At 42.0% G+C, this 20,721-nt stretch carries 22 protein-coding genes; 19 read left to right on the top strand and 3 right to left on the bottom strand.

The genetic code is table 11. The annotated features are described in order from the left end of the window. Positions 1–237: 237 nt before the first annotated feature. The gene (gene cax, locus H9648_RS02855; RefSeq protein WP_191752288.1) at positions 238–1,293 is read right to left on the bottom strand and encodes a calcium/proton exchanger; all 1,056 of its coding nucleotides are present in this window, start codon (positions 1,291–1,293) and stop codon (positions 238–240) included. Between the two features lie 484 nt (positions 1,294–1,777). Between cax and H9648_RS02850 the strand changes: the two genes are divergently transcribed. From H9648_RS02850 to H9648_RS02765, 18 genes are all read left to right on the top strand, one after another. Then, complete coding sequence (locus H9648_RS02850) at positions 1,778–2,962, top strand: ATP phosphoribosyltransferase regulatory subunit (RefSeq protein ID WP_191752286.1); 1,185 nt, start codon at positions 1,778–1,780, stop codon at positions 2,960–2,962. Beyond that, positions 2,959–3,603, top strand: coding sequence for an ATP phosphoribosyltransferase (gene hisG / locus H9648_RS02845; protein WP_191752284.1), 645 nt, complete (start codon positions 2,959–2,961; stop codon positions 3,601–3,603). Before H9648_RS02850 ends, hisG begins: the two co-directional genes overlap by 4 nt. Next, positions 3,600–4,871: a histidinol dehydrogenase gene (gene hisD / locus H9648_RS02840; RefSeq protein ID WP_191752282.1), complete on the top strand. Its 1,272-nt coding sequence runs from the start codon at positions 3,600–3,602 to the stop codon at positions 4,869–4,871. Before hisG ends, hisD begins: the two co-directional genes overlap by 4 nt. Continuing rightward, the gene (gene hisB / locus H9648_RS02835) at positions 4,872–5,468 is read left to right on the top strand and encodes an imidazoleglycerol-phosphate dehydratase HisB (RefSeq protein ID WP_225218687.1); all 597 of its coding nucleotides are present in this window, start codon (positions 4,872–4,874) and stop codon (positions 5,466–5,468) included. Next, a complete protein-coding gene (gene hisH, locus H9648_RS02830; protein ID WP_191752280.1) occupies positions 5,469–6,110 on the top strand; it encodes an imidazole glycerol phosphate synthase subunit HisH in 642 nt (213 codons plus the stop codon). Beyond that, positions 6,107–6,838 carry a 1-(5-phosphoribosyl)-5-[(5-phosphoribosylamino)methylideneamino]imidazole-4-carboxamide isomerase gene (gene hisA / locus H9648_RS02825; protein ID WP_191752278.1) on the top strand — a complete coding sequence of 244 codons (732 nt, stop codon included), beginning with the start codon at positions 6,107–6,109 and terminating at the stop codon, positions 6,836–6,838. The genes hisH and hisA overlap by 4 nt, the downstream gene beginning before the upstream one ends. Further along, positions 6,838–7,596, top strand: coding sequence for an imidazole glycerol phosphate synthase subunit HisF (gene hisF, locus H9648_RS02820; protein WP_191752276.1), 759 nt, complete (start codon positions 6,838–6,840; stop codon positions 7,594–7,596). Before hisA ends, hisF begins: the two co-directional genes overlap by 1 nt. Next, positions 7,593–8,237, top strand: coding sequence for a bifunctional phosphoribosyl-AMP cyclohydrolase/phosphoribosyl-ATP diphosphatase HisIE (hisIE, locus tag H9648_RS02815; RefSeq protein ID WP_191752274.1), 645 nt, complete (start codon positions 7,593–7,595; stop codon positions 8,235–8,237). The genes hisF and hisIE overlap by 4 nt, the downstream gene beginning before the upstream one ends. A 368-nt stretch (positions 8,238–8,605) precedes the next feature. Beyond that, positions 8,606–10,231, top strand: a complete 1,626-nt coding sequence (locus H9648_RS02810; protein WP_191752273.1) for a tetratricopeptide repeat protein — start codon at positions 8,606–8,608, stop codon at positions 10,229–10,231. 84 nt (positions 10,232–10,315) lie between these two features. Next, on the top strand, positions 10,316–11,272 hold the full coding sequence (gene trxB, locus H9648_RS02805; protein WP_191752271.1) for a thioredoxin-disulfide reductase: 957 nt from the start codon (positions 10,316–10,318) through the stop codon (positions 11,270–11,272). Between the two features lie 694 nt (positions 11,273–11,966). Next, positions 11,967–12,425, top strand: a complete 459-nt coding sequence (locus H9648_RS02800; RefSeq protein ID WP_066397616.1) for an NUDIX hydrolase — start codon at positions 11,967–11,969, stop codon at positions 12,423–12,425. A 51-nt stretch (positions 12,426–12,476) separates the two neighbouring features. Then, complete coding sequence (rapZ, locus tag H9648_RS02795; protein ID WP_191752269.1) at positions 12,477–13,352, top strand: RNase adapter RapZ; 876 nt, start codon at positions 12,477–12,479, stop codon at positions 13,350–13,352. Further along, the gene (locus tag H9648_RS02790) at positions 13,353–14,303 is read left to right on the top strand and encodes a gluconeogenesis factor YvcK family protein (RefSeq protein WP_191752267.1); all 951 of its coding nucleotides are present in this window, start codon (positions 13,353–13,355) and stop codon (positions 14,301–14,303) included. 40 nt (positions 14,304–14,343) lie between these two features. Further along, positions 14,344–15,285: a DNA-binding protein WhiA gene (gene whiA, locus H9648_RS02785; RefSeq protein WP_191752265.1), complete on the top strand. Its 942-nt coding sequence runs from the start codon at positions 14,344–14,346 to the stop codon at positions 15,283–15,285. Between the two features lie 39 nt (positions 15,286–15,324). Next, a complete protein-coding gene (locus H9648_RS02780; protein ID WP_191752263.1) occupies positions 15,325–15,582 on the top strand; it encodes an HPr family phosphocarrier protein in 258 nt (85 codons plus the stop codon). A 141-nt stretch (positions 15,583–15,723) separates the two neighbouring features. After that, complete coding sequence (locus tag H9648_RS02775; protein ID WP_153237467.1) at positions 15,724–16,023, top strand: hypothetical protein; 300 nt, start codon at positions 15,724–15,726, stop codon at positions 16,021–16,023. A gap of 302 nt (positions 16,024–16,325) precedes the next feature. After that, entirely contained in the window at positions 16,326–17,858 is a 1,533-nt protein-coding gene (gene trpE, locus H9648_RS02770; RefSeq protein WP_191752261.1) for an anthranilate synthase component I, read from the top strand. Positions 17,859–17,998: 140 nt separating this feature from the next. After that, a complete protein-coding gene (locus H9648_RS02765) occupies positions 17,999–18,976 on the top strand; it encodes a zinc-binding dehydrogenase (protein ID WP_191752251.1) in 978 nt (325 codons plus the stop codon). Between the two features lie 53 nt (positions 18,977–19,029). On the opposite strand, the gene clpP is transcribed toward H9648_RS02765, so the two are convergent. Together clpP and yvfG are read right to left on the bottom strand one after the other, a co-directional pair. Next, on the bottom strand, positions 19,030–19,632 hold the full coding sequence (gene clpP / locus H9648_RS02760) for an ATP-dependent Clp endopeptidase proteolytic subunit ClpP (protein ID WP_191752249.1): 603 nt from the start codon (positions 19,630–19,632) through the stop codon (positions 19,030–19,032). A 218-nt stretch (positions 19,633–19,850) separates the two neighbouring features. After that, positions 19,851–20,066 carry a protein YvfG gene (yvfG, locus tag H9648_RS02755; RefSeq protein ID WP_191752247.1) on the bottom strand — a complete coding sequence of 72 codons (216 nt, stop codon included), beginning with the start codon at positions 20,064–20,066 and terminating at the stop codon, positions 19,851–19,853. Between the two features lie 335 nt (positions 20,067–20,401). Here yvfG and cspD point away from each other — a divergent pair, with 335 nt between their 5' ends. Further along, entirely contained in the window at positions 20,402–20,602 is a 201-nt protein-coding gene (gene cspD, locus H9648_RS02750; protein ID WP_066245685.1) for a cold-shock protein CspD, read from the top strand. Positions 20,603–20,721 lie beyond the last annotated feature (119 nt).

Raw genomic sequence — 20,721 nt, 5'->3', positions numbered from 1 at the left:
ACTGGTGATTGGAATGTAAGGTGCGTACCTACCACTTGAAATACATCTCGTAAGGCATGCGACGAGGAAGCTTACTCGTCGCATGCCTTAACTTTTAGACGCAGGAGCAAGGATCCCCTAGTGTCGAGCCGACCAGTCCAAGAAGTGAATGTGGCTCACCGCCTGCCCCGCGGAAAGCGAAGAATCTGGAATGGAAATCAACTGCTTTCAAAAGCAACAATAAATACGAAACAGCCTTTATAAAAGATAAAACCCAACTCCCATGATCAAGTAAGCTGCAAGGAGGGTGAGCCCTTCAAACCAATTCGTATCGCCATCACTTGTTAACGCGATCGTTAAGAATACTGCGAGTACCATCGCTACAAGTTCAGGAAGTGTAAAGACGAGTGCCATCGATTTTTCAAAAAACAAAGATAACAATACAAGTAATGGCGCGACAAACATCGCGATCTGTAGCGTTGAGCCGATGGCGATCTCTACGGCAACATTCATCTTATTCTTATACGCCATGATGATCGCTGAAGCATGCTCAGCTGCGTTACCGACAATGGCAACGATGATGATTCCGATAAACACCTCACTCCAGCCAAGCGTTCTTCCTACTTCTTCAAACGTATGCACGAGCTTTTCAGAAACATAAGCAACGGCAAGAGTAGCTAGAGCAAGGACGATAAGAGCTTTCCACTTACTCCATTCTGCCGTTTCATCACCATGAGCTACATCGTGTTCTGATTGATAGACACCCCGATGAGTCACAAGCTTGAACAGAAGTGCTGCAACATAAAGAATGATCATGATGACAGAGACCCATACACTTAAGGTGAGTGAATCGGCGTCGTTCAGTTTATAAGAAAAGACCTCAGGGAAAACAAAAGCGACTACAACAGCGAAAATCAGTAGCCCTGCGTTATGACGAGCATCATAAACGTTGAATTTTTGCTGTTTATACTTTAAACCGCCGATGAAGAAAGACAAGCCTCCGACTAGTAAAAGATTTCCGAGTACAGAACCAGTCAAAGACGCTAATACTACACTTATCAAACCTGCTTTTAGTGCAAAGATTGAAATGATGAGCTCGACCGCATTACCGAAAGTGGCGTTGAGCAAACCGCCGATTCTTGGACCGGCAATGATAGCTAAGCTTTCAGTGGCGCGTCCCATATAACCGGCTAGTGCGATGATCGTTGCACAATAGATCACAAAAAGTAAAACAGCAGGCCAATGTAAGATGCTGCCGATAACGGATAGCGGTACACCGATGATGATGGCAATAAAAAAGATGCGATTAAACAAGACGCATTCCATCCCTTCTATGTATTTATTTTTACATACTATTCCCTGAAATTTGTTTTCTTAACTCTGAAAAAGGAAACATGATTTTTGTGTGAATTGGTTGACAGTTTCGACAAGGACGTGTAGACTAACAACTAAATCTTTATCATGGTAGTATATTAGCGAACTAAAGCATTGTGTTGAAATTTTGGTTTCTCCACTTAGATTATATTCATACATCTTTTCAAAAAAATTGTTGCTTTTAATCCTTGTCACCTTTGACAATTGATTGGAGTGTAAGGTGCGAGACTCTTGGCTAGGACAGGTGGGCAGGTGAGACACTTAAAAGTGAAACGTTAAGAATGTGGCTCACCGCCTGCCCCGCGGAAAGCGAAGCACCTGAAACGGAAATCAACACTTTCAAAAGCAACAAAGTTTACGGAAACAGCCTTTTCACAAAAACATTACTTAATCTATTCATTTCAAAAATAAAGGATGAAGGATCATGTCAAAACCGTTTGTCTTTGAAAAACCAGCAGGTATGCGCGATACACTTCCTGCCTTTTATCAAAATAATGAAGATATAAAAAATAGAATCAAACAAGAGATGGAGTCTTGGGGTTATCAATTCATTCAGACTCCTACTTTGGAATATTACGATACAGTCGGTGAAGCTTCCGCAATTTTAGATCAACAACTTTTCAAGCTGCTTGATATGGAAGGAAAAACATTGGTTTTGCGACCAGATATGACAGCCCCGATCGCGAGGGTCGTGTCCTCAAGCATGAAGCATGTAGCATACCCGCTTCGCCTCGCATACAGTTCTCCCGTTTTTAGAGCGCAACAGCGAGAAGGGGGACGGCCGGCTGAATTCGAACAAGTAGGTATCGAATTGATTGGTGAAGGTACAGCAAGCGCTGAAGCTGAAGCACTAGCTCTTATGTCTGAAGTGTTCAAAAAGAGCGAAATTGCTTCATTTACTGTGGCTGTCGGACATATCGGATTTGTACAAGAACTTCTTTCTGACATTTTAGGAAATGATGATCGAGCAGGAGATCTGTTGCGTTATTTAAACGAAAAAAATTATGTAGGTTACACCTCACATGTAAAAATGCTGCCTCTTTCTTCTATTGATACACAGCGATTATTAAAACTGTTGGACTTAAGAGGCGGGATTGAAGTACTAGATGAAGCTTTTTCATTAAACCCGAACAGAGTAGGACAGCAGACCTTACAAGAATTAAAAGATCTGTACCATCTCTTAGAAGATTACGATGCGGCACAAAACATTGTCTTTGATTTTACATTGTTCAGTCATATGAGTTATTACACCGGAATTGTGTTTGAAGGGTACGGTGCAGGAATCGGGGCACCGATCGCAAGCGGAGGACGTTATGACGATCTGCTCAGTCGTTTTGATCGAAAAGCACCCGCTATCGGTTTTGCGATTCGAATGGACTATTTCGTAGAAGCGTTAGGAAAGAAAAAGGATGATACAAAGAGACAATGCATTCTGTACACGAATGAGCGAAGAAAAGAAGCGCTAAAGCTGGCAAGAAACAAGCGCGGTGAAGGCAAGCGTGTAGTGATGCAGAATCTATCCGGAGTAAAAAATATAGATGAATTCAGCAAACGATTTGATGATGTGCATTATTTAATCGGAACACAGCAAGGAGAGGACTTTTCATGAGTACAGTCTTAACGATGGCGATGCCTAAAGGGCGAATATTTGAAGAAGCAGTCGATCTCCTCAGACAAGCTGGATATCCGCTGCCACCGGAGTTTGATGAATCGAGAAAATTAATCATCGATGCACCAGAAGCGGGGCTTCGATTTATTTTAGCAAAACCGATGGATGTTCCGACTTATGTCGAGCATGGTGTAGCTGATATCGGAATCGCTGGAAAAGATGTGATGCTTGAAGAAGAGCGTGATGTTTACGAAGTGCTTGACCTGAAAATCTCTGAATGCTACCTCGCAGTTGCAGGACTTCCGAACGGACATGATCAGAGAGTTGCACCAAAGATTGCTTCAAAATATCCGAATGTAGCATCTCATTATTTTAGAGAGCAGGGTCAGCAAGTTGAAGTGATTAAATTAAACGGATCGATCGAGCTTGCTCCACTAATTGGATTAGCAGATCGTATTGTAGATATTGTTTCGACTGGGAGAACATTGAAAGAAAACGGTCTTGTGGAACTTGAAAAAATTGCTGATATTACGTCGAGGTTGATCGTTAACCCTGCTAGCTATAGATTGCATGCAGCGCGCATCAATGATCTAGTTGAACGGCTTCGAACACTGGTCGAGAGTAAGGAGGATGTTCGATGAAAATAGTACCCGTCACTGAACTGAAAAACTTAGAGAGAAGTGTTGAACAAAATACGGAGATTCAAAGAAAAGCAGTTCTTGATATTTTACAAAACGTGAAATCAAAGGGTGATGATGCCCTTTTTGAATATACAAAAACGTTTGACGGTGTATCACTCTCATCTCTTGAAGTAACAAAGAGTGAGATAGATGAAGCAATTTCTTCTCTTGATCCTAACATGGTAGACATTATTTCAGAAGCAGCAGACAACATTCGTGAATATCATGAAAAGCAAAGACGACAGTCATGGTTTTTCACACGTGAAGATGGAACGCTTTTAGGTCAAAAAGTAACGCCTCTTGATTCAGTCGGTGTTTATGTACCCGGTGGAACAGCTGCTTACCCATCTTCTGTCTTGATGGGCATCATACCAGCGGTTGTTGCAGGCGTAGAGGAGATCGTCCTTGTGTCCCCGCCAGGAAAAGATGGGAAACTTCCTTCTGCTGTGCTGGCGGCCGCATCAATTGCCGGAGTTAAACGCATGTTTAAAATAGGTGGCGCACAGGCGATCGGTGCACTTGCATATGGTACGGAATCGGTTCCGAAGACGGATAAGATCGTTGGTCCAGGTAACATATTTGTTGCGCTCGCCAAACGCGAAGTTTTTGGCGTATGTGATATTGATATGATCGCAGGTCCGAGTGAAATCGCTGTTCTTGCGGATGAAACAGCGAACGCGCGGTATATTGCAGCCGACCTATTATCACAAGCTGAACATGACCCTCGTTCTGCAGCAGTATTGGTTACAACGTCAAAAGTGTTAGCTGAGGAAGTTTCTATGGAAGTAGAGTCACAACTTGCCGAGCTTCCAAGAAGAGATATCGCGACAGAGGCGATTCGAGATTATGGAGTCATCTATATCGTGAAATCGCTTGAAGAGGGAGCAGATGTGATCAACCAGATCGCACCCGAGCACCTTGAGATCATGACGAAAGATCCGATGAGTCTTCTCGGAAAAATAAAACACGCGGGTGCTATCTTTTTAGGTGAATATAGCTCAGAACCTGTAGGAGATTATTTTGCAGGAAGCAATCATGTTCTTCCGACAAGTGGAACAGCGCGTTTTTCAAGTCCGCTTAACGTAGATGATTTCACAAAAAAATCAAGCGTGATTCGATACAGTGAACAAGCATTAAAAGAAAACGGAGAGAAGATATCAGCTTTTGCTCGCCTTGAAGGACTTGAAGCACATGCGAGAGCAATAGATGTTCGACTGGAGGACAAGTAGATGGAGAATCAAGTGCGACAACATACGATCGAAAGAAATACAAAAGAGACCCAGATCAGCTTATCTCTAAATATTGATGGAGAAGGACAAGCAGATATTCAAACGCCTGTCCCGTTCTTAAACCACATGCTAGACGCGATAGCACGTCACGGGCATTTTGATCTAACGGTAAACGCTGCGGGAGATGTGGAGATCGATGACCATCACACAACAGAAGACGTTGGAATCTGCCTAGGCCAAGCGATTCAGGGAGCTTTAGGTGACAAGCGAGGAATCAAGCGATACGGCAATGCGTTTGTACCGATGGATGAAACGCTCGCTCAAGTCGTGATCGATCTTTCCAATCGTCCTCACCTTGAATTTCGTGCGGAATTTCCAAGTCAGAAAGTAGGAACGTTTGATACAGAACTCGTACATGAATTCTTCTGGAAGCTCGCGTTGGAGGCGAGAATGAACCTTCATGTGATCGTTCATTATGGCACGAACACACACCATATCATTGAAGCGATCTTTAAAGCTTTTACAAAGGCATTAGATGAAGCCACACAGATCGACCCTCGGGTAAAAGGAGTGCCTTCTACGAAAGGAATGTTATAGATGATCGGAATCATTGACTATGGAATGGGCAATCTGCATTCTGTCTGTTCTGCTCTAAAAAGAATCAATCAGCCTTACATTCTTTCAGGAGATCCAGAGGAACTTCAGAATACAGATGGACTATTGCTACCAGGAGTAGGTTCATTTAAAGATGCGATGTCGGAGTTAGAGAAGACAGGTCTCGCTGATTTTATAAAAAATGAAGCTAAGAATGGAAAGCCATTGATGGGGATTTGTTTAGGCATGCAGCTGCTTTTTGAAGGAAGCAGCGAGAACGGAATAACGAAAGGACTTGGACTACTTCCTGGTAGAGTAGAGCGATTTACAGGCACAACAAGTGACGGACGATCCTATAAAGTGCCGCACATGGGATGGAACGATCTAAACTTTTTGAAGAGTGATCAGCCATTAGTAAAAGGTATCGACGAAGGACATGTTTATTTCGTTCATTCCTTTGTTGTACAGACTGAAAATAAAGAGGTGCTTGCCGCGGTCGCTCATTACGAAGACGTTGAAGTTCCAGCTGTAGTTGGAAGTGGCAGAATTATGGGAACCCAGTTTCACCCTGAAAAAAGTTCGGTGACGGGCATGAGCATGCTGCAAAACTTTTGCCGTTTTGTTGAGGAGGGAAAACAAAGATGAATGAATTTGTATTGTATCCGGCGATCGACATGCGTAATGGAAAATGCGTTAGGTTGATGCAAGGTGATTATGAGCAAGAAACGATCTATGGAGATTCTCCTTTTGATATGGCAAAACAGTTTGCAGATCAAGGTGCAGAGTGGATTCACATGGTAGATCTTGATGGCGCGAAAGACGGGAAGAAGATCAATCACGAGCACGTATTACGTGTTGCAAAAGAACTATCCGCCAAGGTCCAAATCGGTGGAGGTATCCGTTCGATGGACGACGTTTCATTTTATTTAGACGCTGGTGTTGATCGTGTGATCTTAGGAAGTGCTGCGGTTTCGAATCCCGAATTTGTTCGAGAAGCGTTACAGCGATACGGTGGTTCAAAGGTGGCGATCGGGCTTGATGCTCGTGATGGATTTGTAGCTACTGAAGGATGGCTCGAAACGTCCCATATTAAAGCTGTTGATCTAGCGAAAAGATTAGTAGAAGAAGGTGCAGAGACGTTTATTTTCACTGACATTTCAAAAGACGGTATGCTGCAGGGACCGAACGTTGAAGCGATTGGAGAATTAGCGAGCATCACTGGAAAAGAAGTGATCGCCTCAGGTGGTGTAAGCTCGATCGAAGATCTTGTTTCTTTAAAAGCAGATGAACGTAACATCGCTGGTGCGATCATAGGAAAAGCTCTTTATACAGATCGGTTCACCCTGCCAGAAGCGTTAGGAAGTGTGAAATAATGCTTACGAAAAGGATTATTCCATGTCTAGACGTTAAGGAAGGCAGAGTGGTTAAAGGCATTCAGTTTCTTAACTTAGTTGATGCAGGTGATCCTGTTGAACTAGCACGATTTTATGATGAAGAAGGAGCGGACGAGCTCGTGTTTCTTGATATCTCTGCTAGTCACGAAGGGCGGGACACGATGGTTGAAGTTGTTGAACGAGTAGCAGCAGAACTCGCGATACCTTTTACTGTTGGTGGCGGTATCAATAAACTCCAAGATATGAAACGTGTACTGAGGGCAGGAGCTGACAAAGTTTCTGTAAATACTGCGGCGGTTTTACGGCCAGAATTAATCACAGAAGGATCGGATTATTTTGGTGCACAATGTATCGTAGTCGCGATCGATGCAAAGTATGACGAAGAGATAAAATCATGGCGCGTGTATACGCATGGAGGTCGCAAACCCACTCAATGGGAAGTCACTGAATGGGCGCGAGAGGCAGTAAATCGTGGTGCTGGAGAAATTCTGTTGACCAGCATGGATAAAGATGGAGAAAAGTCTGGATTCAATCTGGAGCTAACGAAAGCAGTCAGTGAGGCAGTAACCGTTCCTGTTATCGCATCAGGCGGAGCAGGGTCATCCGAGCATTTTAACGATGCGTTCACGATTGGAAAAGCGGACGCGGCACTTGCTGCAAGTATTTTTCATTATAAAGAAACATCGATCACAGAGGTAAAAGCAGATTTGCGAAAGTTAGGGGTGTCTGTTCGATGAATTTAGAAAAACTGAAATTTGATGAAAAAGGACTGATTCCTGCCGTAGTCCAGGATTTTCAATCAAAAGAGATACTAACGGTCGCATTTATGAACCGAGAATCGCTTGAAAAAACAATCGAAATTGGCGAAACGGTATTCTTTTCAAGATCACGGCAAGAATTATGGCACAAAGGTGAAACTTCCGGAAATACACAAAAAGTTAGGAGTATTCGCTATGATTGTGATCAGGATGCTTTGGTCGTAGCCGTAGAGCCAAAAGGTCCAGCTTGTCACACGGGCACATATAGCTGCTTTTCAGAAACGCTTTTTGAGGTGGATGAGAGAGTTGATGCACCAAATGCTGATCGATATAGAATTCTGACAGAACTGCAGGAGATTATCGCGAAACGCGAACATGAGATGCCAGAAGGAGCTTACACAACCTATCTTTTTGAACATGGAGTCGATAAGATTTTGAAGAAAGTTGGAGAAGAAGCTGGCGAAGTGATCATCGCTGCAAAAAATCGTGATGCGGAAGAACTGAAATGGGAAGTTTCTGATCTTTTCTATCATGTATTGGTCCTGTTGCAGGAGCAGAAGGTGCCTTTAGACGAGATTTTGGCCACATTAAAAGAAAGACATACGAAAAAGGACAACTGAGAGGAGTATCTCGGTTGTTTTTTTGTGTTTTTCTTTCGTTAGAGGGATTTATGATCGATTGAAGAGATTTATGATCGATTACAGGGATTTATGATCGATTACAGAGATTTATGATCGATTGCAGAGGTTTACGATCCCTTCACATAAGAATCCCGAACTTTTTGGAAGGACATACAAACTTCGGACTCCTTGCTCTCATACATATTGTCACGCATCCATCATTTTTTGTCGAAAGTTTCCTGCACATTATTTACAGTCTAAGGGGTGTTAGTCACTAACGCCTGTGTTATAATTTTTTGGTTGAAAACTTTGTAAACGGAACGATATAGAAGTATATAAGTTTACATAAGTAGATGGAGGAACCAAATATGCATAAACAAAAACGGGCCAGTGCAGCTATCGGCCGTGTTCTTCCCTTTATCCAGGATGGGGATTACTTTTTTGAAAAAGGAATAAAAGCCTATAACAGGCGTGATCTATATACAGCGAAAAAAATGTTTGAACGGGCCGTTACTTTCCAGCCGGAAGAGCCCTCTTTTTTATGTCAGCTTGCTTCAACGCTTGCTGAGATCGGTGAATATGAAGAATCCAATAAGTACTTGCTGAATGCTCTCGAACAGTCTGGTTCAGACCTTTCAGAATGTCATTTCTTTCTTGCGAATAATTTTGCGCACTTAGGCTTGTATAGTGATGCCGAAGAACATGCTCGTTTATATATGGCGATTGATCCTGACGGTGAATTTGTGGAAGATACACAAGAACTGTTAGATCTTATCTCACTGGAAACAGGAAGCAAGTCTTCTAGTCTGCCACTTTCGACGGAAGAAGAGCTGATTAAACTTCATGATGAAGCAAGGCAGTCGATCGAGCGAGGAGATCTGCCACTTGCGCAACAACAGTTAAGAGAGATCATTTCGAATCACCCAAAGTTTTGGGCCGCGTATAATAACTTAGCACTCACTCATTTTTATAAGAGCGAGTTTGATGAAGCGATGGATGTTCTTCAAGATGTTTTGGATAAGAATCCTGGTAACTTAAATGCATTATGCAATCTTGCTATTTTTCTGTTCCATTTAGGGATGGATGAACCTGGTGGTAAGCTTGTTGAGCGATTAAAAACAGTGCATCCGATGCATCCTGAACATCGTTATAAATTGGGGAATACGTTCGGTTTATTAGAAGAGCATTTGTATGCGAATAAATGGCTTCAATCTCTTAGAAAGTCGTCATTTGTATACGATCCTGTTACCACACATATGCTGGCGGTATCGTACTATGCACTTGGACAAAAAGACTTTTCTATAAAAACATGGAAAAAGGTAATCGATCTGGATCCTGAAGGTCATGTTGCTCCATTTTATATAGAAAAAGCGCAAAATGATGAGTTGACGGTAGCAGGCGGTGATTATCAATATCGCATTCCGACTAACAATCAGAACAAACCGAAAAAAGATCGTCAAGTGAAAGCGATGGAACATATTCAGCAGGTTCGTAAAGGACTGGAAAAAAACAAAATTACGCATTTAATCCTTTTAAGAGGGAATAAAAATGAAGAGGCTTATGTGACGCTTCGTGATTTTTGTCTTAGAAAAGAAGAGTCATTATTTGTAAAAGAGATCGCGGCAACAATCATGCTGGAACATCAGCCTGAAAAAGCTGTAGAACTCGCACATGACGATGCACGTGTGGAAGTGAGCACACCATCTGAGATCATTAGTATGGCGCTAGATGTTCTTCTTTCTATAAAAGAGATGGGTTCTGCGCTTGATGAACATGTATTGTTTTATTGGGCAGAAGCTATTAAGTTTGCGGAAATGACTGGTGAGCGAATCTTTGATAACCAAAAAGCAATTGCTGCGGCAATCGATCACTTAGCTCGTAAGCAAAAAGGGCGTTCTACCCAAAAGAGTGTTGCAGAGCAATATGGAATCACAGTTTCTGTATTATCATTACGCATAAAAAAACTGATAGGTTGGGTAAATCGCAACGTTTGAGCAGAATGATGGACTTTACTCCTATGTGCGAATAGGATATAGATATAGTAAATAAGAATTTCCTTATATAAGGAGTGGGCATTAATGACTGAAGAAAGAATTTATGATGTAGCTATTCTTGGTGCAGGACCAGCTGGTATGACTGCAGCGGTTTATACATCACGCGCGAACTTGGATACGATCATGATTGAAAGAGGTATCCCTGGCGGACAGATGGCTAATACGGAAGATGTAGAAAACTATCCTGGTTTTGATCACATTCTTGGACCAGAACTTTCAAACAAAATGTTTGAGCACGCAAAAAAATTCGGTGCTGAATACGCTTATGGCGATGTAAAAGAAATCATCGATGGCGAAGAGTACAAAACGATTCATGCCGGCAGCAAAACGTACAAAGCGCGTTCGATCATCATCTCAACAGGTGCTGAATATAAGAAGCTAGGCATTCCAGGAGAAAAAGAATTCTCTGGACGCGGTGTTTCTTATTGTGCGGTTTGTGATGGAGCGTTCTTTAAGAACCGTGAGTTAGTCGTTGTAGGCGGCGGTGACTCTGCTGTTGAAGAAGGTGTTTACCTGACTCGTTTCGCTTCTAAAGTAACGATCGTTCATAGACGTGACAAACTTCGTGCACAAAAGATCCTTCAACAGCGTGCGTTTGATAACGAAAAGATCGATTTTATCTGGAATCATTCTGTTAAAGAGATTCACGGTGAAAACAACAAAGTGAACAAAGTGACTTTAGTTCATTCTGAAACTGGAGAAGAACAAGACTTTTCAGCAGATGGTGTGTTCATCTATATCGGAATGCTGCCACTTAACGCTGCGTTTAAAGACCTTGGCATCACGAACGAAAATGGTTATGTAGAAACGAACGAACAGATGGAAACAAGAATTCCTGGTATCTTTGCAGCAGGAGATATCCGTGAAAAAACACTTCGTCAAATCGTTACGGCTACAGGGGATGGAAGTATCGCTGCACAAGCGGCTCAGCACTACGTGGAAACTTTGACAGAGAAGTTAAAAAACGTAACTTCCAATTAATGTGATTGTAACAGTGATGAAATAATTGTGGGGTATATTAAAAATAAGAAATTGACCCCCTTTTTATAAAGGCAAGACTTTGACACGAAGCTACGCTTCGTGTCCTTTTTTTATGGGTTAAATTATGCGAAGAAGTGGTTGATTTCCGCTCCAGGTGTTTCGCTTTCCGCGGGGCAGGCGGTGAGCCACATTTGTTCGTTTCACTCTTAAGTGTCTCACCTGTCTAGTTGCAGTGGCTAGCCCCTCGAGGTCAAAAGTTAAATAGACCATGAAGGTAAAGAACACCTTCCTTGTCTTTTCACCTTTTGCTTGTCGGGGCTGAACGGGCCACTTTCACATTTAGGACTGCCCGCCTGTCCCGCAGGAGTCTCACACCTTGCACTACAATCAACTTTGCTAAAGAAGACGAAATGCCTGAAAGATAGCTTTTAGTTTAAGGATGCTCGTTTTAAACAAGCGAACATAGTGAACGGAGTACTTGCTTCAGAAGCTTCTCAGGTAAATGGCGCACAGATCTAAGCCCATTATAAAACTATTGCTTAAATTTATTAGGTTCTTTTTTCACATAATAAGAAAAGCAAAATACCATAAATTAGAATGCTAAAATACGTCAAACCCTTGAGGTCTCTGTATTGTGAGGGGTTACATAATTTAGTATACTAACAAGTAGGACATAGCCCTGAGGTGAAAACAAGTGCAAAGAGTAACAAACTGTGTGTTAATAAGAGATAATCAAGTGCTTTTACTTCAAAAGCCTAGACGGGGCTGGTGGGTAGCACCAGGCGGAAAGATGGAGTCTACCGAATCGATCCGTGATTCTGTTATACGCGAGTACCGTGAAGAAACGGGAATCTATCTGAAGAATCCGCAGCTTAAAGGTGTGTTTAATTTTATTATAAAAGAAGGAGACAAAATCGTCTCTGAGTGGATGATGTTTACCTTTTTTGCAACAGACTCAGAAGGTGTTGCATTAGATGAATGTGAAGAAGGGATTTTGTCATGGAAGCCGGTTGAAGAAGTACGTGAACTTCCGATGGCGCCAGGAGATCACCACATTCTTGATTATATGACGAGTGGCAGCAACATGATATTTGGCACATTTACGTATACACCTGATTTTGAACTGCTTTCTTATCGTTTAGACCCAGCATAAGTTAAGACGGGTCGCATAAAAATGGAACATAGCTAACTGGGGGGAAATGGCATGGAAAGACATGATGTACAAATGGTGATTATTACAGGAATGTCAGGGGCCGGGAAGACGGTAGCCATGCAGAGCTTTGAAGATTTAGGCTTTTTCTGTGTAGATAATTTACCACCTGCACTACTCCCTAAATTTGTAGAATTAATGCAAGAATCTGCTGGCAAGCTGAACAAGGTGGCGCTTGTTATGGACCTTCGTGGTCGTGAGTTTTTTGATCAGTTGTTTTCGACGCTCGATCAACTTGCGCTCTCATCGGATGTTCAGCCACAGATTTTATATTTGGATTGTAAGGATGCAACACTTGTGCGCAGATATAAAGAAACACGACGTTCTCATCCCCTGGCGAAGAGTGGAAACCCGCTTCAAGGAATTACTCAAGAGCGTGAGATGCTTGAAGAACTAAAAGGAAGAGCACAGCAAGTCTTAGATACATCTGACTTAAAGCCTCTTCAATTACGTGAACGTATCATTCAGCGCTTTTCTGCAAATGCCGCTCATCCGTTCACGATCAACGTGATGTCATTTGGATTTAAATATGGGATGCCGATCGACGCTGACTTAGTGTTCGACGTTCGTTTCCTACCAAATCCTCATTATATTGAGCATATGAGACCGCGAACAGGGCTTGAAGCAGATATTTCCGAGTATGTACTGAAGTGGCCTGAAACGAATAAGTTTTTAGAAAAGCTGCTCGATCTTCTTCAATTCATGATTCCTCAATATAAAAGAGAAGGCAAGAGCCAGCTGATCATCGGGATCGGATGTACAGGCGGAAAACATCGTTCTGTAGCTCTAGCTGAATATATCGGAAATGCACTTTCCAAAGAATATGTGACATTCAGCTCTCACAGAGATATGGGAAAGGATAAAGTTTAAATGAAAAAGCAGCCGAAAGTGGTAGTGCTTGGCGGAGGAACAGGTCTTTCTGTTCTTCTCCGCGGTTTAAAGCGCTATCCAGTTGATATCACTGCTATCGTTACGGTTGCAGATGACGGCGGCAGCTCTGGAAGGTTGAGGAGAGATTACGATATGCCTCCTCCCGGTGATGTGAGAAACGTGATCGCCGCACTTTCTGAAGTGGAACCGCTTGTAGAAAAAATGTTTCAGCATAGGTTTAAAGTGGGCGACGGGATTACGGGACATTCGCTTGGAAACTTGCTTCTTGCTGCCATGCACGATATTACTGGAGATTTTTTAACAGGAATTCGGGAACTTAGCCGCGTGTTAAACGTAAGAGGACAAGTACTACCTGCAGCGAAAAACAGTATTATTTTATGTGCCGAGTTAGAAGATGGGACGATTGTTCAGGGGGAATCTAAGATCCCGCTGTCGAATAAGAAAATTAAACGCGTCTTTTTATCTGATGAAAAGATCGAGCCTCTTCGTGAAAGTGTGAAAGCGATTCAAGAAGCGGATCTGATCGTGATCGGACCAGGAAGTTTGTACACGAGCATCTTGCCGAACCTTCTTGTGAACGGAATTTCTACGAGCATCCGTGAGGCAACGGCTCCTAGAGTTTATGTATGCAATGTCATGACACAGCCTGGTGAGACTACAGGTTACACGGCTGGTGATCACATTCAGGCATTGATCGATCATGTGGGCCATAACTTTATCGATGTTGTCATAGCGAACAATGAAAAGATTCCTTCAGAATACCTGGATCTATACTTGGAAGAAGGCGCATCGCAAGTTACGTATGATGAGGAACGGTTAAAGTCGTTCGGTATCGGTTTGTTATGTGATAACATCATTCAGTACGGAACGCTTGTCAGACATGATGCACAGCGTGTTTCTGACTTATTGTTAGGACTTATTGAAAAATAGAATACGGATTGAAATGGATGGAAGAGAGGTGGTGATGCAGGTGTCTTTTGCTGCAGATACAAAAAAGGAATTAACGCAGCTCGAACTGAAAGATTGCTGTAAAAAAGCAGAGTTAGCTGCCTTGATTCGAATGAATGGTTCCATCTCTTTCAGCAACAGAAAATTGATTCTGGATATCCCAACTGAAAATGCTGCTATTGCAAGAAGAATCTATACGTTGATCAAACGTGTATATCCTTATCACGTAGAGCTATTAGTACGAAAAAAGATGCGCTTGAAAAAGAATAATGTCTACATTGTACGTGTTTCAGAAGAATCAAGAGCATTGTTGGAAGATTTGAAGATTATTGACGGAGCTTTTACGTTTACCCGCAACATTGCAGAGGAATTTAATAAGAAGAGCTGCTGCCGCCGTGCATACATGAGAGGTGCGTTCTTAGCAGGTGGGTCTGTAAACCACCCAGAGACAAGCTATCATCTAGAGATATTCTCTATGTATGAAGAGCATACGGTTGCATTAGCTGAACTGATGAACAAATTTGAACTTAAAGCAAAAGTTCTAGAACGCAAAAAAGGTTATATTATCTATTTAAAAGATGGCGAAAAGATTTCAGAGTTCCTGACACTGATAGGCGCTCATCACGCGGTATTATTTTTTGAAGATATTAGAATCTTAAAAGATATGCGTAACTCAGTGAACCGACTCGTAAACTGTGAGACAGCGAACCTCAACAAAACTGTAGGGGCTGCTATGAGACAGGTCGAGAACATTAAGTTTATCGACGAACAGGTAGGACTTGAAACACTTCCAGATAAGCTGCGCGAGATAGCGCAACTGAGAGTCACACATCAAGAAATTACCCTCAAAGAGCTTGGCGAGATGGTATCATCTGGCCCTGTTAGTAAATCAGGTGTTAACCACCGATTACGCAAGATTGATGAGATCGCAACGAAAATTAGAAACGGTCAACCCATCCATTGATGTTCCATAGAGAGATAAGGTTAGAGGAGGTAAGGTAGAATGGTTGAAAAGAAAGTAACCGTGCACTTGAAGAGTGGACTGCAAGCACGCCCTGCGGCATTGTTCGTCCAAGAAGCAAACCGTTACACATCTGATGTATTTGTTGAGAAGGAAGGCAAGAAAGTCAACGCAAAGAGCATCATGGGAATCATGAGCTTAGCTGTAGGATCTGGCAGTGAACTTGTACTAGCTGTTGATGGACCTGATGAGAACGAAGCAATTGAAGCCCTAACTGCATTTGTTTCTAAAGCAGAATAACGGGGGTCTGACCCCATACAATTACAAAACCGCTGATTTGTCCATTCCATAAGGACAATTCAGTGGTTTTTTCAATTTTTAAGGGTTGGCCCACACCGTTCACTCTATATACTGTTAAAGAGGAAAAGGGAGGCGATTATTTTGCATCATACAAGTTTCATGCATGACTGGTCGTTTGCCGCAGGATTAACGATTGTAAATATCCTTTTGACACTTTACTTGATTAAACCTCGAAGAAGTACGGCACGTTTGATCTTTTGGGTTTTGATGCTGATCTTTATATTTCTATATCCTTTGGCATTGGCAGGATTTTCGCTGCTAGGTCCAGCAAGTTCAGGACTGTTTCTTGGCCTTGCCTTTATGATTACAATCATATTCAGCCTCATCTTATTTTTTAGCGTGTGTTGGGTGTGGGTGATTCGTCACTCCTTTTATCGATAAATGACCATGACGAAAAAACATTTTCAATCATGCGATTCACTACATTAAAAACAGCTCACTTTAAACTGAGATCTCTCCTTAAATGAGAGTTGACAACATGGGGGTAACCCTTTATATTAATCACTAATCAGGAGAATAGTAAGAGTTGAGATGAGTGGAGAAAAGAGAGCATAGTTTGAGCTGAGTTGAGAGTATTTTAATCCTCCGATTAAACCTCTTTCTTAGTTTATTTATGATGCAAACATCAGCCTCCGCTGTAAAAAGCGAGAGGTTTTTTATTTTTTGAAAGAGGTGTATTGAATATGTTTATGCCAAAAGTAGAGGAAGTCGTTTCTCTATCAAAAGAAAACTTTAATGTGATACCGATCGGTTTTACTTACCTATCTGACCATGAGACGTGCATCTCTCAATTTGAGAGAGTTCGCCATGAAGAACATGCTTTTTTGCTTGAAAGTGTTGAAGGCGGAGAGCGTTGGGCGAGATATTCGTATATTGGCAGAAAGCCTTTCTTGGTAGTGTCGTCATCAGGAAAGACAGTAGATATCAATTTTCTTAATGATAAGAAAAGTATACAAAAGCAAGGTTCTCCGTTAGATATCGTGAAAGAATACGTATCACGATACAAATCTCCCAAACACTCTTCCCTGCCTCCGTTCACTGGAGGTGCTGTAGGCTTTTTCGGCTATGATCTGATTCATACGTTTGAAAACGTTCAAAGACCAAAATCTCCAACTGAACAAGAGCATGAAATGGAATTTTTGTTTACAGATGAAGTTATCGTATTCGATCATTTAAAACAAAAAACAACGATTGTGTGTAATCTGCACGTTTCTCCTGATGATAATGAAAAAACCTTACACGAAAAATATGAACAAGTGTGCGGCAGAATTCGCAGAACATATGAAGAGCTGCAGCAGCCTGTAAAAAAGAAAGCTGTTCCTACAGAATTTCCACTAACGGATATGAAAAAAAATGAAGTCCGTTCTTCACATACAAAAGAAGAGTTTTGTTACATGGTGAAGCAAGCGAAGGAATATATCAAAACCGGAGATGTTTTTCAGGTCGTATTATCACAGCGTTTCGAACAAGAGACCGAAGCAGATCCGTTCGATGTGTATCGACTTCTTCGTTCCATGAACCCTTCGCCTTATATGTATTATTACAAATCAAAGGATGCTTATATCGTTGGTGCGTCTCCAGAGCTTCTTGTAAGAGTGGATGATGGATGTGTGGAGAACCGACCGATCGCTGGAACCCGTCCAAGAGGAAAGACGCTTCAGGAGGATTTGGCTTTTGAACAGGACTTGCTTGCTGATGAAAAAGAACGAGCAGAGCATGTCATGCTTGTTGATCTAGGAAGAAACGATGTAGGAAGAGTGAGCGAATACGGAACCGTAGAACTAGATTCATATATGGAGATCGAGCGTTATTCACATGTTATGCACATGGTGTCACACGTGAAAGGTAAATTGCAAAAAGACAAAGACTTCTTCGATGCGCTCAGGTCTTGTATGCCGGCCGGAACCGTTTCAGGTGCGCCAAAGGTCAGAGCCATGCAGATCATTTCTGAACTCGAACAGCAATCGCGTGGCGTGTATGGTGGTGCCATCGGGTACTTAGGATTTAACGGACAGATGGATTCTTGCATTGCGATTCGGACGATCGTGTTTCAGGATGGAAAAGCCTTTGTCCAAGCCGGTGCAGGCGTCGTTGCGGATTCGGTTCCAGAGCGAGAGTACGAAGAGACGGTCAATAAAGCGAAAGCCATGCTGAAAGCAATCGAGGGGGGGACAGACCCCAGACAAATACAAACTCCCGTTTTGTCTATTCGGTGAAGACACTCGCGTCCTTTATATGCAATCCACCGTGCCTGCAAGCCAACCTCCTCTGAGCAGATTGCTATTATCGAAAGTTGAAAATGGATATACTGTCCCTTATATTCTTTTAAATGACCAACCTAAAGGGGCGAGTATAGATGAAAGCTTTAATGCTTGAAGATAAAAACATGTGGCGTGAGATGAAGGTTCAAGAAACTGAAAAACCTTCACCAGGACCCGGGGAAGTATTAATTCGTATCAAAGCGGCTGGACTGAACCCTGTTGACTATAAAACGGCAACACACGGAAACCCAGCCTGGAATTATCCTCACATCCTTGGTGTAGATGCAGCAGGTATAGTCGAAGATACGGGTGAAGGCGCAGTTGAATTCAAGCAGGGAGACCGTGTGTTCTTTCATGGAAATTTCATGAAAAACGGAGGTTTTGCTGAGTATGCTGTGACAACGGCTCATTCTTTGGCTAGAATTCCTGATGAGCTATCATTTGAAGAAGCAGCGGCTCTTCCTTGTGCAGGGATGACAGCATACCAAGCACTTTTTAGAAAAATGAACCTCCAACAAGGTGAGATGGTCTTGATTCACGGTGGAGCTGGTGGTGTCGGCGGATTTGCTATCCAATTGGCTAAACAGATCGGAGCTACCATCCTTACAACATGTTCTCCTGAAAATGAGGAGTACGTAAAAAGCCTTGGGGCTGATCACGTGATTTTTTATAAAACAGAAGACGTTCATGCACGTGTTATGGAACTTACAGACGAAGTTGGAGTTGATGCTGTCCTTGACACGGTTAGCCGCGAAAATGCAACCGAATCATTAAAAAGTATCGGATTTAATGGGCGGATTGCATTTATTGCTGGAAACCCAGATTATTCAGCTGTAAAACCTTTTAGTCAGGCACTCTCTTTCCATGAGATCGCACTAGGTGCTGCTCATTTCTCAAATTCAGTAAAAGCTCTAAAAGATTTAGCAACAATGAACGAAGAATTAGCTCAGCTTGTCATTGAAGGAAAGATTACAGCTATGATTTCTGAAACGATCTCATTGGAAGAAGTACCAGCAGGACTCATCAAGCTCTCTGAAAGACATGTTAAAGGAAAAATTGTTGCTGTTTTATAAACCACAAAAAAACTGGACTGCAGAATTCTGCAGTCCAGTTTTTTTATGGCTTATTATTTTTTAATATCTGTGCTATCTACAGATGTGATCAGTTTATCTACCAATCCGTATTTAACCGCATCTTCTGCAAGCAAGAAGTTATCACGGTCTGTGTCGCGCTCGATAACTTCAAGCGGTTGACCTGTTTTTTCAGAAAGGATTTTGTTCAGCTGTTCGCGCATCTGGATGATACGACGAGCGTGAATTTCAATGTCACTTGCTTGACCACGTGTTCCTCCAAGAGGTTGGTGAATCATAACTTCAGAGTTTGGAAGCACGTAACGTTTTCCTTTTTCCCCTGCTGCAAGTAAGAAGGCACCCATAGATGCTGCCATACCGATACAGATCGTGGAAACGTGTGGCTTGATGAAGTTCATCGTGTCATAGATCGCCATACCAGATGTGATTGAACCACCTGGGCTGTTTATGTATAACGAGATGTCTTTATCAGGATCTTCAGCCGCTAAGAATAGAAGTTGTGCTACGATTGAGTTTGAAACATTATCGTCGATCGCACTACCAAGCATGATAATACGGTCTTTTAATAGACGGGAGTAGATATCGTAAGCGCGCTCCCCGCGGTTCGTTTGTTCAATTACTGTTGGAATTAAGTTCATGGAAATCCTCCTTCTCCTTTTTCAAGTTAAACTGTACTGTCATCATACAAAAAAGGTCAAACAAGGTCAAACAATATGCTGTATGTAATTCATTTCGCCAGCAATGCTCAATATCCTTCTTACACCTTATGTATGGGCTATCATCATAATGCCCGCTAGAAGCAGGATTTTAAACCTCTAGATTAGAAAACAATACCCTTATTACAGAATTATAAGCGCTAGTTTTCGTTTTTAATTTCAATAAAAGCGGTTTCTAGGTTGCGTATGCGACGGACGATCTCACTGTTTTTGTTAAGATTGTCGTTGATCAGCGTGCCAACGATCGAACGGTAGTACGCATTCATCGCATGTGTTTTCGTAAAAACATCTTTGTTGCGTTCTATGTATTGCTGAAAGTTCTCTTTAAAATAAGGCACTGAAAATGCTTCGCTCACTTGGTGTTCCTCCTTCATTCGTAAAACCATTCATGAAAGGTTCATGTTCTTTATCTATCATAGCCTATCAAATGTGTATACAAAAGTATTATAAAATTTCTATCCCTTGTTTTGACAATTGTATTTCAGCATGTTATAGTAAATACAACCATTTACGTTGTGAATATCTTTTGGATTTAAAGCGGTCGTACTTTTTGAATAAGAAGTGGAACACTTAAAATCCACTTCAGAATTATTCAGATGAGTGCGTATTTTTTTATGCCTTTTTATTTACATAGTAAGTCGGTTAAAAGAGTTAAAACGCGAACACTCGCGTTTGTAAGGAGGAAACACCCATGCAAAATGGTAAAGTAAAATGGTTCAACGCTGAGAAAGGTTTCGGCTTCATCGAAGTTGAAGGCGGAAACGACGTATTCGTTCACTTTTCTGCGATTCAATCAGAAGGCTTCAAGTCTCTTGAAGAAGGACAAGAAGTATCTTTCGAAATCGTTGATGGCGAGCGTGGACCGCAAGCTGCTAACGTAACAAAACTTTAATAGTAAAGTTTAAAATGCCACACTGCCTTCAGGCGGTGCTGGCATTTTTTTGTAGGCTGAGAAGTCATGGTTCCCATGGCGAGGTTGAAGAGCTACTTGTCTTCCTCATAAATACATAT

Source organism: Fictibacillus norfolkensis, assembly GCF_014836645.1.
GTDB lineage: Bacteria > Bacillota > Bacilli > Bacillales > Fictibacillaceae > Fictibacillus > Fictibacillus norfolkensis.
This window is presented reverse-complemented; position numbering and strand designations above follow the sequence as displayed.

Excerpts from the sequence above, each read along its gene's own strand:
- trpE (WP_191752261.1), top strand. The coding sequence starts at position 16,326 with ATGTTTATGCCAAAAGTAGAGGAAGTCGTTTCTCTATCAAAAGAAAAC.
- hisB (WP_225218687.1), top strand. The coding sequence starts at position 4,872 with ATGGAGAATCAAGTGCGACAACATACGATCGAAAGAAATACAAAAGAG.
- H9648_RS02810 (WP_191752273.1), top strand. The coding sequence starts at position 8,606 with ATGCATAAACAAAAACGGGCCAGTGCAGCTATCGGCCGTGTTCTTCCC.
- hisD (WP_191752282.1), top strand. The coding sequence starts at position 3,600 with ATGAAAATAGTACCCGTCACTGAACTGAAAAACTTAGAGAGAAGTGTT.
- H9648_RS02780 (WP_191752263.1), top strand. The coding sequence starts at position 15,325 with ATGGTTGAAAAGAAAGTAACCGTGCACTTGAAGAGTGGACTGCAAGCA.
- rapZ (WP_191752269.1), top strand. The coding sequence starts at position 12,477 with ATGGAAAGACATGATGTACAAATGGTGATTATTACAGGAATGTCAGGG.
- trxB (WP_191752271.1), top strand. The coding sequence starts at position 10,316 with ATGACTGAAGAAAGAATTTATGATGTAGCTATTCTTGGTGCAGGACCA.
- hisA (WP_191752278.1), top strand. The coding sequence starts at position 6,107 with ATGAATGAATTTGTATTGTATCCGGCGATCGACATGCGTAATGGAAAA.
- H9648_RS02790 (WP_191752267.1), top strand. The coding sequence starts at position 13,353 with ATGAAAAAGCAGCCGAAAGTGGTAGTGCTTGGCGGAGGAACAGGTCTT.
- hisG (WP_191752284.1), top strand. The coding sequence starts at position 2,959 with ATGAGTACAGTCTTAACGATGGCGATGCCTAAAGGGCGAATATTTGAA.
- clpP (WP_191752249.1), bottom strand. The coding sequence starts at position 19,632 with ATGAACTTAATTCCAACAGTAATTGAACAAACGAACCGCGGGGAGCGC.
- H9648_RS02765 (WP_191752251.1), top strand. The coding sequence starts at position 17,999 with ATGAAAGCTTTAATGCTTGAAGATAAAAACATGTGGCGTGAGATGAAG.
- hisH (WP_191752280.1), top strand. The coding sequence starts at position 5,469 with ATGATCGGAATCATTGACTATGGAATGGGCAATCTGCATTCTGTCTGT.
- cspD (WP_066245685.1), top strand. The coding sequence starts at position 20,402 with ATGCAAAATGGTAAAGTAAAATGGTTCAACGCTGAGAAAGGTTTCGGC.
- hisIE (WP_191752274.1), top strand. The coding sequence starts at position 7,593 with ATGAATTTAGAAAAACTGAAATTTGATGAAAAAGGACTGATTCCTGCC.
- hisF (WP_191752276.1), top strand. The coding sequence starts at position 6,838 with ATGCTTACGAAAAGGATTATTCCATGTCTAGACGTTAAGGAAGGCAGA.
- H9648_RS02850 (WP_191752286.1), top strand. The coding sequence starts at position 1,778 with ATGTCAAAACCGTTTGTCTTTGAAAAACCAGCAGGTATGCGCGATACA.